This window comes from Photorhabdus australis DSM 17609, assembly GCF_000711895.1.
Taxonomy (GTDB): Bacteria; Pseudomonadota; Gammaproteobacteria; order Enterobacterales; family Enterobacteriaceae; genus Photorhabdus; species Photorhabdus australis.
This window is the reverse complement of record NZ_JONO01000042.1, coordinates 14,487-27,859: the sequence shown is the minus strand read 5'-3', so window position 1 is coordinate 27,859 and position 13,373 is coordinate 14,487. Positions and strand designations below refer to the sequence as shown.

Sequence of the window (13,373 nt, the reverse complement as noted above, 5' to 3'; positions counted from 1 at the left end):
CAATGAGGAAGAGCGCCCTTCTCAGCACTACCTTCCTCACGTTTCCTAGAAATATTAAGCGAAGGAAATCACATCAGATAAAGTGAAAATTTTGCAACTCAAAGCAACTGAGACAAACGGTTAAGATCAGATTGAATTGCTCCTGCTGTCACATCACGACCAGCACCCGGCCCTCGGATCACCAGCGGATTATCACGATACCAGCGACTCTCAATCGCAAATACATTGTCGCACGGCAACAAAGAAGCCAGAGGATGATCAGGACATACAGCCTCAACACCTACTTTTGCTTTACCATTCGCATTAAAACGAGCAACATAGCGCAACACCATCCCCATTTCCTGTGCAGCAGCAAATCGCTGCTCCATTTGCTCATTGATAACGCTACTGTTATCAAAGAATTGCTCAACAGAACCTGATTCTGCTTCTTTCGGGACAAGTGACTCAACACGTACCTGCTCTGGTTCAATCTCATACCCTGCTTCACGGGCGAGAATAATTAATTTACGCATCACATCCTGACCTGACAGATCAATACGTGGATCAGGCTCTGTCAAACCCTGTTGCCACGCTTGCTCGACCAAGTCACTGAATGGCACAGAACCATCAAATTGCAGAAACAGCCAAGATAATGTACCGGAGAAAATACCACTAATCGACAGAATGGTATCACCACTCTCTCGTAAATCTCTCACGGTATGGTTGATTGGTAAGCCAGCACCCACTGTCGCATTATAGAACCAGTGACGGCCTGTTTTAGCGAATGCATCACGGATAAGACGATAATCGTTACTACTGGAAGAACCAGCAATTTTATTAGCACTGATAACATGGAAACCGTAGCTGGCGAAATCGGTATAACATCGGGCTAATTCTTCACTGGCAGTCACATCCAAAACGACCAAATCATCATAAGGATGCGCTCTCATCCACAAGAACAACTCATCGACATCATGCTCTGTCGCCTCATTATCAAAGAAAGCTAATGCCCGACTAGCATCAATTCCCTGATAATCGAGCAAACTTCGGCGACTATCCACCACCCCGGCCAGAATAAATTCAAAATCACTGCGAGCAGAAATATTTTTCTGCTCACGAGTGAATAACTCCAACCAACGGGAACCAATATTTCCTTTACCGAATAAGATCAGGCCAATCCGCTTTTCAGCACGGAATAAACTCTGGTGCAACCCCTGAATTACATGTTCAGTCTGATTGGTTCGCAGCACAGCAACAAGGCTAATTCCATCCTCTGCATGCCAGATAAATTCTACTGGCTGATCTTTAAGTTGCTGATAAAAACGATGACAATGCAATGGATTCTTACATACACCTGCACCAACCAGAGCCACCAGCGCCAGACCTTCTCTCAGGGAGAGTTTCCCCGGCAACGCAGCATCTTCCAGAACGTTCAAAGCGCTACTCACCACTTCAGAAGTGTAACAAAGCTGAATCAGATTACAGTCAGGATGAATACCTGTTGCCAACGGACGAATCTGCCCCTGTTTTAACAACAAATCAATATCTTTATGGATTTGTTTAAAATCATGATGCGCGGCCACATGCAACTCAATCAGGCAAACATCATCATGACTAGTAACAATTTTTGCTCCCGTCCCAGTTGCCAATACTCTTTCAATACGAGTGGAACCCTGCTCTGGTTGATAGCTGCAACGCAGCAACAGATCAATATCACTGGCAGAAACAGGCTGCAAGGTACGAGTATGCAACACAGGCGCAGCAAGACGAGCCAATTCACTGGCTTCATCCAAACGCAATAAAGGTAACAAGCAAGCATCTTTTACCTTTCTTGGATCAGCACTGTAAACGCCAGCGACATCACTCCAGATAGTCACTCGTTTAGCCCCTGCCAAAACGCCAACCTGAGTTGCAGAATAGTCACTGCCATTGCGTCCCAGCAGAACTGTTTCTCCCTCATAATTACTGGAGATAAACCCCGTCACAACCAATCGCTTATTTGGATTTTGAGTCAACAACTGCCCCAGCAATGGCTGAGAAAATGCAACATCAATTTGTGGCTGAGCTGCTCGTTCTGCACGTAAGAATTGACGAGCATCCACCCAAGCACTCGGCACTCCCTGGGCTTCGAGTACAGCTGACATCAAACGTGCAGACCAGATCTCCCCATGACCCACAACTTCAGCATAAGTCACATCACTGATCGGCTTATCCAGTAATACGCCCAATCTTTCCAGATCAGCAATAAAGCACTTCATTAATTCTTCAGCAACAGTTTCAGGTAGCAATCCCTTGATCAGATCCTGCTGATAACGGCGCAGAACTTGCTGTACCTGATGGGCAGAAATACGGTCACTCTGACTGAGCTTAAGCCAGTTAATTAACTGGTTAGTGGTGCTGCCTGCCGCGGATACCACCATCAAATCACCGGGTTGGCTATAATTAGCCATAATTTTGGCTACCCGTTGATAACATTTCACATCCGCGAGACTGCTTCCCCCAAACTTATGTAATTGGCGGCCATTTTCCGCCCCTGCTACTGCCAGTGCACTCATGGTCACTCCTTTACTACTGCCCGAAATGCATTTTCTAAATCAGTGATTAAATCCTGACTATCTTCGATACCCACAGAAACACGCAATAGTGAATCCGTAATCCCCGCTTCTGCTCTTGCCTGTGCTGACATTCCAGCATGAGTCATCGTCGCCGTATGGGAAATCAAAGTTTCCACACCACCTAATGATTCCGCCAAAGTGAATAATTTTAACTCAGACAGAAAACAACGTATTGCTTGTTCACTACCATCTAACTCAAAACTTATCATTGCGCCAAAACCGGATTGCTGCTTACAAGCAATTTCATGTCCTGGATGATCTTTCAAAGAAGGGTAAAAAAGCTTTTTCACTAACGGCTGCTGTTGAAGATAATTCACGATTTCCAGCGCATTATTTTGCTGTAAAAGCACCCGTGGCGATAAAGTACGTATTCCACGTAGCAACAGATAACTATCAAACGCTGCACCAGTTACACCAATATTATTTGCCCACCAAGCAAGCTCCGTTACTATATCTTCATCCTTTGCAATAATCGCCCCGGCAATAACATCAGAATGCCCGTTAAGGTATTTAGTACAGGAATGAACAACCAGGTCCGCGCCTAATTCCAGAGGTTTCTGCAATACAGGGCTTAGAAAAGTATTATCAGCAATAACTGTCGCCCCTACTTCATGGGAAAGCTGACATATACGGGCAATATCTACAATACGCAATAAAGGATTACTTGGCGTCTCAATCAATACCAACTTTGGCTTTCTGGACAACACTCGCTTTAACTCCTGTTCATCCCCCTGATTGACAAAAGCAACTTCATAAGCACCACGTTTACTCTGACTGTCAAACAATCGGTAACTGCCACCATAACAGTCATGAGGAGCAACCAACAAATCGCCAGGCTTCAGAAAAACGGTGCATAGTAGATGAATCGCTGACATGCCACTGCTGGTTACTACAGCACCTGCCCCGCCTTCCAATTCAGCCAATGCCCGCTGCACCATATCACGACCTGGATTACTCCTCCGGGAATAATCATGTGTCCTCGGCTGATTAAAATCAGTAAAATTATAAGTACTGGAAAGATAAATAGGTGGAACAACGCAGCCATATTGTTCATCATGATTCAGCCCACTGCGAACTGCTATTGTTGCCTGCTTGCGTGTCATATCAGTTACCACTATCTGCCATAAATTGAATCAAGGAAGAATATCCCCTCCCATAATAGACGTCAACACATCTAGACATCTAAACCTCTTTACGGTTAGATTAAGCAGTGGGATAATTATCCATCATAATTATGATACTTTTATTAGTGGCGATTAGTTTATCGAATATACTATAACTGTATAATTGATAAGGAAATCACGATAAAATGGCAATATTTCACAACGAAAGCTGCCTCTGTTATCTGGCTTAATTTTATGACTATACGACTATTTAAGGTACCCCATGGCTGAATGGAACGGTGAATATGTCAGCCCTTATGCTGAACATGGCAAAAAAAGCGAACAAGTGAAGAAAATCACAGTTTCAATTCCTTTGAAAGTGCTGAGAATTCTCACTGATGAACGTACCCGTCGCCAGGTAAATAACCTGCGCCACGCAACTAACAGTGAATTGCTATGTGAAGCATTCCTGCATGCATTTACCGGGCAACCACTTCCTAATGATGATGACTTACGCAAAGAGCGTAACGATGAAATCCCAGAGGCTGCAAAAGAGATCATGCGTGAATTGGGCATTGATCCCGACACCTGGGAATATTGATAGTGGCGCAACAAAACCTACTGAAAAATTAAGGTCTTTTGTCATGTTCATTTAAAATGCAAAACGCCCGATGCAAAACACCGGGCGTTTGTACCAGTTGGCCCACTTTATTAGTGGGCGCAATTCTGCAATTACTTGCTGACACCTGGAACGTTGAAACGTTTCTTGAAGCGATCAACACGGCCACCAGTAGCAACATCACGTTGTTTACCCGTATAGAATGGGTGACATTGACCACATACGTCCAGATTCAGGGAGTGACCAACGGTAGATCTGATTTGTATTACATTACCGCAAGAACAAGTTGCAGTAACTTCTTCATATTTAGGATGAATACCTTTTTTCATGGGATAACCTCTATTTAAGGCCGTGTCGCTATCCAGCCCTGTTGCCGCCAAACACCACACGTCGCGTTGATAAAATAAGTTTGGCATCTTCCGTACCAAAGGCGGCGGATCATACAGAATATCCATCTATCTCGCAATGAAATCCGTTCATGGTCTGTGATACTCTATAGTCAATTTTTGACTATACTCTGACTTACTCATTGATCTTATGGAATAATTTTATGGCTGTTGTTCAGGTTGCTTTGCCGGTCCCTCTTACTCGCTCTTTTGACTATCTGCTACCCGAAAACAACCAATTACCCGTTGCAGGGATGCGGGTAACAGTACCTTTTGGCAAACGCAAAGCGATTGGTATCGTTACTGGAACAGCCGATAGTAGTGATATTCCAGCAGAACAACTGAAACCAATAGAATCTATTCTCGATACTTGTTCCTTATTTTCAGAAGCTCTCTGGCAATTATTACTTTGGGCATCCAACTATTACCATTACCCCATAGGAGAAGTCCTGTTTCATGCCTTGCCGGTATTACTTCGTCAGGGAAAGCCCGCTGAATCAACCCCTCTCTGGCAATGGCAGGTGACTCCGACAGGTGCCGAAATACCGCTGGCACAATTGAAACGATCACCAAAACAACAACAAGCGCTGGCTGCACTACGCCAGAAAACGATATATCGCCATCAGATTGCAGAACTGGAATTAAGCGAAAGCGCCCTTCAGTCACTTAAAAAGAAGACACTTATCGATTTGCACCCTGTACAACCTGAGTCTGAAGACTGGCGGAACCATTTTCAAATCACCGGCGAACGCCTGAAATTGAATACAGAACAGGCCACAGCAGTTGGCGCTATTCGTGCAGAAGATCAACAATTTTCTCCCTGGTTACTGGCTGGAATCACTGGCTCAGGTAAAACAGAAATTTATCTCAGTGTGCTGGAGAATATTTTGGCACAAGGTAAACAGGCATTGATACTTGTACCGGAAATTGGCTTGACACCACAGACAATCCGCCGTTTCAATGAACGCTTCAACGTACCAGTTGACGTTCTTCATTCAGCCCTGAATGACAGTGAACGCCTTGCTGTATGGCTACGGGCACAATGCGGTGAGAATGCGATTATCATCGGTACACGCTCAGCCCTATTTACACCATTTGCCTGTTTAGGTGTCATTATTATTGATGAAGAGCATGATAGCTCTTATAAGCAACAGGAAGGCTGGCGTTACCATGCCCGCGATTTAGCTGTGTTCAGGGCAAAAAAGGAAAATATCCCAGTTATCATGGGTTCTGCCACTCCAGCACTAGAAACACTTTATAATGTGCAACAAGGCAAATATCGCCAGCTAACACTATCCAAACGAGCAGGTCATGCTCAGCCAGCCACTCAACATTTATTGGATTTAAAAGGCTTACCTCTAAAAGTCGGGTTATCTCAGCCACTTATAAAGCGTATTGAAGAACATCTGAAAGCGGACAACCAAATAATGCTGTTCCTCAACCGCCGTGGTTATTCACCCGCTTTACTTTGTCATGAATGTGGTTGGATTGCAGAATGCCAACGTTGTGACCATTATTACACTCTGCATCAGCATCATCGTCAGTTACGCTGCCATCATTGTGATCAGCAGCGCCCAATTCCTCGCCAGTGCCCACAGTGCGGCTCTACCCATCTTCAACCTGCCGGTCTCGGCACAGAACAGCTTGAAAGTGGTATTTCAGCCCTGTTCCCTGGTGTACCTATTACCCGTGTTGATCGGGATACCACTAACCGCAAAGGAGCACTGGAACAGCGACTGACAGATATTCATACTGGAGGTGCCCGTATATTGATTGGCACACAAATGCTGGCAAAAGGCCATCATTTCCCCAATGTAACACTAGTCTCCTTGCTGGATGTTGACGGAGCCCTATTTTCTGCGGACTTCCGGGCAGCAGAACGCTTCGCACAGCTCTATACGCAAGTATCTGGCCGTGCAGGCCGGGCAGGCAAACAAGGAGAAGTCGTCCTCCAGACCCATCATCCTGACCATCCGTTATTGCAAATTCTGCTTAATAAAGGTTACGACGCCTTCGCTGCTCAAACTATGGATGAACGGCAAAGCGTATTTTTGCCGCCATTTACCAGCCATATTATCTTACGGTCAGAAGATTACGATAATCAGCAATCACCCGCTTTTTTACAACAATTGCGTCTGCTTTTTGAAAATCACCCCCTGCGCGATGATAACTTATGGATCATGGGGCCAGTTCCTGCATTACAGGCGAAAAGAAGCGGTCGTTATCGTTGGCAACTGCTCGTTCAACATCCATCTAGAATTTCTTTACAGAAAATAATGGCAATGGTCTATCCACAAATAACTACATTGCCGCAAACTCGAAAAGTGAAATGGAGTATTGATGTAGATCCAACCGATGGTTAGTGATTAATAACCTTTATTTTTAAACGCATAAGTTTATCAAATAAAACATACTCCTATAACTACCTGGAAAAATCACTCTTGATAATAAGCAAGCAATGAAAAATTATTTACTAATTTGCGAGCCACATCGAATAAATGATTCATATCACCTTTTTTTGCAAACTAAGGAGCAAACGAATTTGCCAAACTGTTTAGAATGATCCCTTAACAACATTGTCATAATCCTAAACCAAAGGTCATTATTTTCCTTGAAATGACTAATGGATTCCCGGCAACCAGAAAATGACAATCGTTTAACTAATCAGTCAGGAAATGAGGAGTGAGTTTTGGAGCAGAAAAAGAATGGCACCTCCGCAACAATGAAAGATGTCGCAGAGGTGGCTGGCGTTTCTACCGCAACAGTATCAAGAACACTCATGAATCCAGAAAAGGTTTCTTCCCAGACACGACAAAAAGTGGAACAAGCTGTACTGGCTGTGGGCTATTATCCTAATAACTTATCACGCAATCTTAAACGCAGTGAGTCAAAAACTATTTTGGTGATAGTACCAAATATCAGTGACCCTTTCTTCACAGATGTCATTTGTGGTATCGAAGAAACAGCCTCACAACATGGCTATCTAGCGTTAATCGGTGATTGCCAACATCAGCAAAAACAGGAACACGCGTTTCTCAATCTGATTATCACTAAACAGATCGATGGTATACTACTGCTCGGTTCTAACATCCCATTTGATGCCAGTAAAGAAGAACAAAAAAACTTGCCACCAATGGTAATGGCAAATGAATTTGCACCAGATTTAGAACTGCCGACTATTCATATTGATAATCTGACCGCAGCATTCAATGCCACCCATTACTTGCAAACACTGGGGCATAAACGCATTGCCTGTATTTCCGGACCAGAAGATATACTACTTTGCCGTTATCGCCTTCAGGGATATATACAAGCATTGCGCCGTTCTGGCGGGACAATTCGCGAAGATTATATTGTCCACGGCAATTTTACCTATGAAAGCGGTGCAGAGCTGACCAAGCTGTTAGTCTCTTTATCTGAGTCCCCTACCGCCATTTTTTGTCACAGTGATGTAATGGCGATCGGTGTTATGTGGCAGGCCAAAAAAATGGGTTTAAGAATACCGGAAGATTTATCAGTTATTGGATTCGACAACCTAGACTTAGCCATGTACAGCGATCCGCCACTGACCACGGTTGGACAGCCCCGTTATCAAATTGGCCACAAGGCAATGTTATTGTTACTCGATCAAATCCAAGGTCCCACAACATCCGGCGGTTCTCAGTTACTGGAATCTGAATTAATTATTCGGCAAAGCACCTGTTCGCCTAAAAGCTAGGCAAATAACCGCAGGTTAAGTAACATGTCGTTTATTTTCTTTTACTTAAATAACTCAGCGAATTAGACAGTGGCACAACGAGATTATGTGAGTCGCGGGCGTTCAAACACCCGCCGTAAAAATACCGATAGAAAAAAACACCAAACCCAAGGTCTGCCAAAAACAACATTGGCAGTAGCAATAGCATTAGTGGTTATTTTTATTGGTGGCCTTTACTTTATTACCCACAATAAACAGGAAAGCATTCCAGATGCCTTACCAAAACATCCTCAGCAAAATCATGGCTTGCCGCCAAAACCGGAAGAGCGCTGGCGCTACATCAAAGAGTTGGAAAATCGTCCTGTCGGCATAGAGACTCCGCGTGATCCATCATCTAGCGGGCAAATAAATTCACAGACCAAATTAACTACAGAACAACGGCAACTACTCGAACAGATGCAGGCAGATATGCAACAGCCGGCAACTTCATTGCCAGAAGTTCCATACAATGGTGTTCAAGTGCCACGTTCACAAGTTATTATCAAGCCACCAGCAGAAACTCAGCAACAGCCGCAGGAAACAAGGCCACAACAACAAGTTCAAACTGCTCAGCCGCAAACACCACCAGCTGAAGCCAGTAAACCTAAACTAGCAGAAAACGCACAACGTACGATTTTACAGTGTGGGTCATTCCGCAATATGGATCAGGCTGAATCAGTACGCGCCAGTCTGGCATTTGCTGGTATTGAAAGCCAAATCACAACAGGAGGCGGTTGGTATCGTGTCGTTCTTGGCCCTTACAGTAAAAGTACCGCAGCAAAAATGCAGGAACGCCTGAAAGGCGTCGGGGTATCCGGTTGTATTCTCCGTGTAACTGGGGGTTGAAAAATTATAATTCTCCCCCATTTATAACTGCTAGCACCGTGCACACGGTATTTTCGACAGTGTATATAGCTATCGAAAATACCGTGCGTCACATTTATCTATTTTTGTAACCAAGGGCTTACTCGTGACTACAATCGTAAGTGTTCGCCGTAACGGCCAAGTCGTAATCGGTGGTGATGGACAGGCAACGATGGGTAATACCGTCATGAAAGGCAATGTCCGTAAAGTTCGCCGCCTCTATAATGACAAAGTAATCGCGGGTTTTGCCGGCGGTACAGCAGACGCTTTTACTCTGTTTGAACTGTTTGAACGTAAACTGGAAATGCATCAAGGGCATCTAACCAAGGCAGCTGTTGAACTTGCCAAAGATTGGCGTACTGACCGTATGTTACGCAAACTGGAAGCATTATTAGCAGTTGCGGATGAAAACAGTTCCCTAATTATTACAGGTAACGGCGATGTTATTCAGCCCGAAAACGATCTGATTGCCATTGGTTCTGGTGGTCCATATGCGCAGGCCGCCGCACGGGCAATGCTGGAAAATACCAATCTCAGTGCCAGAGAAATTGCAGAGAAAGCGCTGACAATTGCCGGTGATATCTGTATTTACACTAACCATAATCACAACTTCGAAGAACTTCCTTCAAAAGCGTAAGGATAGATAGTATGTCTGAAATGACTCCTCGCGAAATTGTCAGCGAACTTGACAACTACATTATTGGTCAGGACAAAGCGAAACGCGCTGTAGCTATCGCACTCCGTAACCGCTGGCGTCGTATGCAGCTAAATGAAACGCTGCGTTATGAAGTGACGCCTAAAAATATTCTGATGATTGGCCCGACTGGCGTAGGCAAAACCGAAATCGCACGTCGACTGGCAAAACTGGCCAATGCACCATTCATTAAAGTTGAAGCAACAAAATTCACCGAAGTTGGCTACGTTGGTAAAGAAGTCGATTCTATCATCCGTGATCTAACAGACGCTGCGGTTAAAATGGTTCGCCTGCAATCTATTGAAAAAAACCGTTACCGAGCTGAAGAGCTTGCAGAAGAGCGTATTCTGGATGTGTTGATTCCACCAGCAAAAAATAACTGGGGGCAAGCAGAAATTCAGTCTGAACCATCAGCAGCACGCCAGGCATTCCGTAAGAAATTACGTGAAGGTCAGCTCGATGATAAAGAAATCGAGATCGACGTTGCTACCGCCCCCGTGGGTGTAGAAATCATGGCTCCTCCAGGCATGGAAGAGATGACTAATCAGTTACAATCCATGTTCCAGAACCTTGCCGGTCAGAAGCACAAATCACGTAAGCTGAAAATCAAAGATGCCTTCAAACTGCTAATAGAAGAAGAAGCATCTAAACTGGTTAACCCGGAAGAGTTGAAACAGCAGGCAATTGATTCAGTTGAACAACACGGCATTGTTTTCATTGACGAAATCGACAAAATCTGTAAACGCGGTCAGACTTCAGGCCCCGACGTTTCCCGTGAAGGTGTCCAGCGTGACCTACTGCCACTGGTGGAAGGCTGTACAGTATCCACTAAACATGGCATGGTAAAAACAGACCATATCCTATTTATCGCATCCGGTGCATTCCAGGTTTCCAGCCCTTCTGATCTGATCCCTGAATTGCAAGGGCGTTTGCCAATCCGCGTGGAACTGCAAGCATTAACCACAGAAGATTTTGAGCGTATTCTAACTGAACCTAGTGCATCCCTAACCGAACAGTACAAAGCACTGATGGCAACAGAAGGCATGAACGTCAGTTTCACAACTGACGGAATCCGCAGAATCGCTGAAGCAGCATGGCAGGTAAATGAATCAACCGAAAATATCGGTGCTCGCCGCTTACACACTGTCCTTGAGCGACTGATGGAAGATATCTCTTTTGACGCTAGCGAACGTCATGGTCAGTCAGTCGACATCGATGCTGACTACGTTAAAGAACATTTAGATGAACTGGTTGCAGATGAAGATCTGAGCCGATTTATCCTATAATCGGGGGTGTGTGATTCCTCGATTCGCGATAATTAATGATGGGAGGCTTGCCTCCCATCGCTTTTTTATAACACCAAAAGGAACGAGTTAACGCAGAAATGAACTCATCAACTTCCATTAGTCAAACCCAAGCATGGCTGGAAAGTTTACGTCCCAAAACGCTTCCCCTGGCACTTGCAGCCATCATTACTGGATCAGCTCTTGCTGCCTGGAGCGGGCATTTCAAACTCCCTGTTGCCTTACTCGCATTATTAACAGCAGCCATACTGCAAATTCTATCCAATCTTGCTAATGACTACGGGGATGTTGTTAAAGGAAGTGATAGCGAAAAACGGATCGGACCGCGGCGCGGTATGCAAAAAGGGATCATTACCGCCTCACAGATGAAAAAAGCACTGAAGATTATGGTGTTGCTGGCTTGCCTATCTGGCGCGACTCTGATTGCTATTGCCTGTGAAGAACCCAGAGACATATTAGGTTTCCTGGTACTGGGTTTGCTGGCAATTATTGCCGCAATTACTTATACAGTCGGTACAAAACCTTATGGCTATATGGGACTCGGTGATATTTCAGTACTGATTTTCTTTGGCTGGTTAAGTGTTGCCGGGACTTATTACTTGCAAGCTGGTTTTTTTGACTCAATCGTCATGCTACCAGCAACGGCCTGCGGTTTTCTATCTACCGCTGTTTTGAACATTAACAACTTACGTGATATTGAAGATGACAAACGACATGGCAAAAACACCTTGGCTGTCCGTCTCGGCCCTAAAAAAGCTCGTTATTATCATGTCAGTCTGATAATCGGAGCAATATTCTGCCTGGTATTATTTACCATACGAAATTTGCCTGGCTGGTCTGGTTGGCTATTCCTGCTCGCTCTGCCTTTATTACTTAAGCACATGTGGCATGTACTTAATGACCCCACACCAGAAGGAATGCGCCCAATGTTGGAACACATGGTTAAAACAGCATTACTGACTAACATTCTTTTTTCTGCCGGTCTTATTCTTAATTAATCAGATAGAATTCTATCTTTTGCACCATTTTATCAATTGATGATTTTGCTAACATCAGCCAGGAAGGGATATACTTATTGTTCCATACCTTAACCAGACGTAAATCCTATGAAATATGATACTTCCGAGCTTTGTGATATCTATCAGGAAGAAGTAAATGTGGTAGAGCCTATGTTCTCCAATTTTGGTGGACGTACTTCATTTGGTGGTCAAATCATCACAGTTAAGTGTTTTGAAGATAACGGGTTACTTTATGACCTGCTCGAAGAAAACGGTCATGGCCGCATTTTGCTAGTAGATGGTGGTGGTTCTGTACGCCAAGCATTGATCGACGCTGAACTTGCACAGCTCGCGGTGCAAAATGAATGGGAAGGCATTGTCGTTTACGGTGCTGTACGCCAAGTTGATCAACTGGCAGAGCTAGACCTTGGTATTCAGGCTATAGCGGCCATTCCTGCCGGCTGTCGTGATGAAGGTACCGGCGCAAGCGATATCCGGGTAAATTTCGGTGGTGTAACTTTCTTCTCTGGTGATTATCTGTATGCTGATAATACAGGTATCATCCTATCTGAAGAGCCGCTAGGACTTGATGATAGTGAAGAAGACGAGCTCATCTAACGACAATACATAAAATTAAGGGCGATTTTTGCATCGCCCTTTTTTATCTGCTGGAAATTGTAATTACTGAACATCTTCCATTTTGCCTAACAAGGCACGAAGGCGCTCCTGCCAACCCTGCTGCTCTTGTTTTAATTGCTCATTTTCATGAGCCAAAGACTCATTACTGCTGGTTGCATTCTGAATTTCCTGAGATAAAGATCTGTTTTTTTCTTTTAATTCTTCAATTTCCATTTGTAGCAGGGTAATAGTATCAACCGCCTGCTGAACCTTAGCTTCCAGCTTTTCAAAAACTTCAAATGACATTCTCGGTTCCCCCTTATAAGCAATCGTCTGATTGTATGTAGCCAAAGCGCCCCTGTCTAGCAACATCCCCGGTACAAGTAAAATAACCATTTAAATAAAAGCCCAAAGCAGCTCATACTTTAATTTTGGCAAAATAATAGAAAGATGCGAA

The 13,373-nt window shown here is 44.3% G+C and carries 12 protein-coding genes; 8 read left to right on the top strand and 4 right to left on the bottom strand.

Annotated features, from left to right (window positions below):
- Positions 1-98 precede the first annotated feature (98 nt).
- Positions 99-2,534 (bottom strand): bifunctional aspartate kinase/homoserine dehydrogenase II, encoded by a 2,436-nt coding sequence (locus BO26_RS12970; RefSeq protein ID WP_036771966.1) that lies wholly within the window; start codon positions 2,532-2,534, stop codon positions 99-101.
- Positions 2,535-2,536: 2 nt separating this feature from the next.
- Entirely contained in the window at positions 2,537-3,697 is a 1,161-nt protein-coding gene (gene metB / locus BO26_RS12965; RefSeq protein ID WP_036771964.1) for a cystathionine gamma-synthase, read from the bottom strand.
- 283 nt (positions 3,698-3,980) lie between these two features.
- Here metB and metJ point away from each other — a divergent pair, with 283 nt between their 5' ends.
- The gene (gene metJ, locus BO26_RS12960; protein ID WP_015836311.1) at positions 3,981-4,298 is read left to right on the top strand and encodes a met regulon transcriptional regulator MetJ; all 318 of its coding nucleotides are present in this window, start codon (positions 3,981-3,983) and stop codon (positions 4,296-4,298) included.
- A gap of 131 nt (positions 4,299-4,429) precedes the next feature.
- On the opposite strand, the gene rpmE is transcribed toward metJ, so the two are convergent.
- Positions 4,430-4,645, bottom strand: coding sequence for a 50S ribosomal protein L31 (rpmE, locus tag BO26_RS12955; RefSeq protein WP_036771993.1), 216 nt, complete (start codon positions 4,643-4,645; stop codon positions 4,430-4,432).
- 221 nt (positions 4,646-4,866) lie between these two features.
- Between rpmE and priA the strand changes: the two genes are divergently transcribed.
- From priA to rraA, 7 genes are all read left to right on the top strand, one after another.
- On the top strand, positions 4,867-7,065 hold the full coding sequence (priA, locus tag BO26_RS12950; RefSeq protein WP_036771962.1) for a primosomal protein N': 2,199 nt from the start codon (positions 4,867-4,869) through the stop codon (positions 7,063-7,065).
- Positions 7,066-7,391: 326 nt separating this feature from the next.
- The gene (cytR, locus tag BO26_RS12945) at positions 7,392-8,420 is read left to right on the top strand and encodes a DNA-binding transcriptional regulator CytR (RefSeq protein WP_036771960.1); all 1,029 of its coding nucleotides are present in this window, start codon (positions 7,392-7,394) and stop codon (positions 8,418-8,420) included.
- 69 nt (positions 8,421-8,489) lie between these two features.
- Complete coding sequence (gene ftsN, locus BO26_RS12940; protein WP_036771958.1) at positions 8,490-9,284, top strand: cell division protein FtsN; 795 nt, start codon at positions 8,490-8,492, stop codon at positions 9,282-9,284.
- 124 nt (positions 9,285-9,408) lie between these two features.
- Positions 9,409-9,939 carry an ATP-dependent protease subunit HslV gene (gene hslV / locus BO26_RS12935; protein ID WP_015836316.1) on the top strand — a complete coding sequence of 177 codons (531 nt, stop codon included), beginning with the start codon at positions 9,409-9,411 and terminating at the stop codon, positions 9,937-9,939.
- Positions 9,940-9,950: 11 nt separating this feature from the next.
- Positions 9,951-11,282, top strand: a complete 1,332-nt coding sequence (gene hslU, locus BO26_RS12930) for an HslU--HslV peptidase ATPase subunit (RefSeq protein WP_036771956.1) — start codon at positions 9,951-9,953, stop codon at positions 11,280-11,282.
- Between the two features lie 98 nt (positions 11,283-11,380).
- On the top strand, positions 11,381-12,298 hold the full coding sequence (locus tag BO26_RS12925; protein WP_036771954.1) for a 1,4-dihydroxy-2-naphthoate polyprenyltransferase: 918 nt from the start codon (positions 11,381-11,383) through the stop codon (positions 12,296-12,298).
- Positions 12,299-12,406: 108 nt separating this feature from the next.
- Positions 12,407-12,916 carry a ribonuclease E activity regulator RraA gene (rraA, locus tag BO26_RS12920; protein WP_036771952.1) on the top strand — a complete coding sequence of 170 codons (510 nt, stop codon included), beginning with the start codon at positions 12,407-12,409 and terminating at the stop codon, positions 12,914-12,916.
- Positions 12,917-12,979: 63 nt separating this feature from the next.
- Here the strand turns inward: rraA and zapB are convergent, their stop codons facing one another.
- Positions 12,980-13,222: a cell division protein ZapB gene (gene zapB, locus BO26_RS12915; protein WP_036771948.1), complete on the bottom strand. Its 243-nt coding sequence runs from the start codon at positions 13,220-13,222 to the stop codon at positions 12,980-12,982.
- Between the last annotated feature and the right edge of the window lie 151 nt (positions 13,223-13,373).

Coding starts and splice junctions, on each gene's coding strand:
- priA (WP_036771962.1), top strand. CDS start 4,867: ATGGCTGTTGTTCAGGTTGCTTTGCCGGTCCCTCTTACTCGCTCTTTT.
- BO26_RS12925 (WP_036771954.1), top strand. CDS start 11,381: ATGAACTCATCAACTTCCATTAGTCAAACCCAAGCATGGCTGGAAAGT.
- rraA (WP_036771952.1), top strand. CDS start 12,407: ATGAAATATGATACTTCCGAGCTTTGTGATATCTATCAGGAAGAAGTA.
- hslU (WP_036771956.1), top strand. CDS start 9,951: ATGTCTGAAATGACTCCTCGCGAAATTGTCAGCGAACTTGACAACTAC.
- BO26_RS12970 (WP_036771966.1), bottom strand. CDS start 2,534: ATGAGTGCACTGGCAGTAGCAGGGGCGGAAAATGGCCGCCAATTACAT.
- metB (WP_036771964.1), bottom strand. CDS start 3,697: ATGACACGCAAGCAGGCAACAATAGCAGTTCGCAGTGGGCTGAATCAT.
- zapB (WP_036771948.1), bottom strand. CDS start 13,222: ATGTCATTTGAAGTTTTTGAAAAGCTGGAAGCTAAGGTTCAGCAGGCG.
- metJ (WP_015836311.1), top strand. CDS start 3,981: ATGGCTGAATGGAACGGTGAATATGTCAGCCCTTATGCTGAACATGGC.
- rpmE (WP_036771993.1), bottom strand. CDS start 4,645: ATGAAAAAAGGTATTCATCCTAAATATGAAGAAGTTACTGCAACTTGT.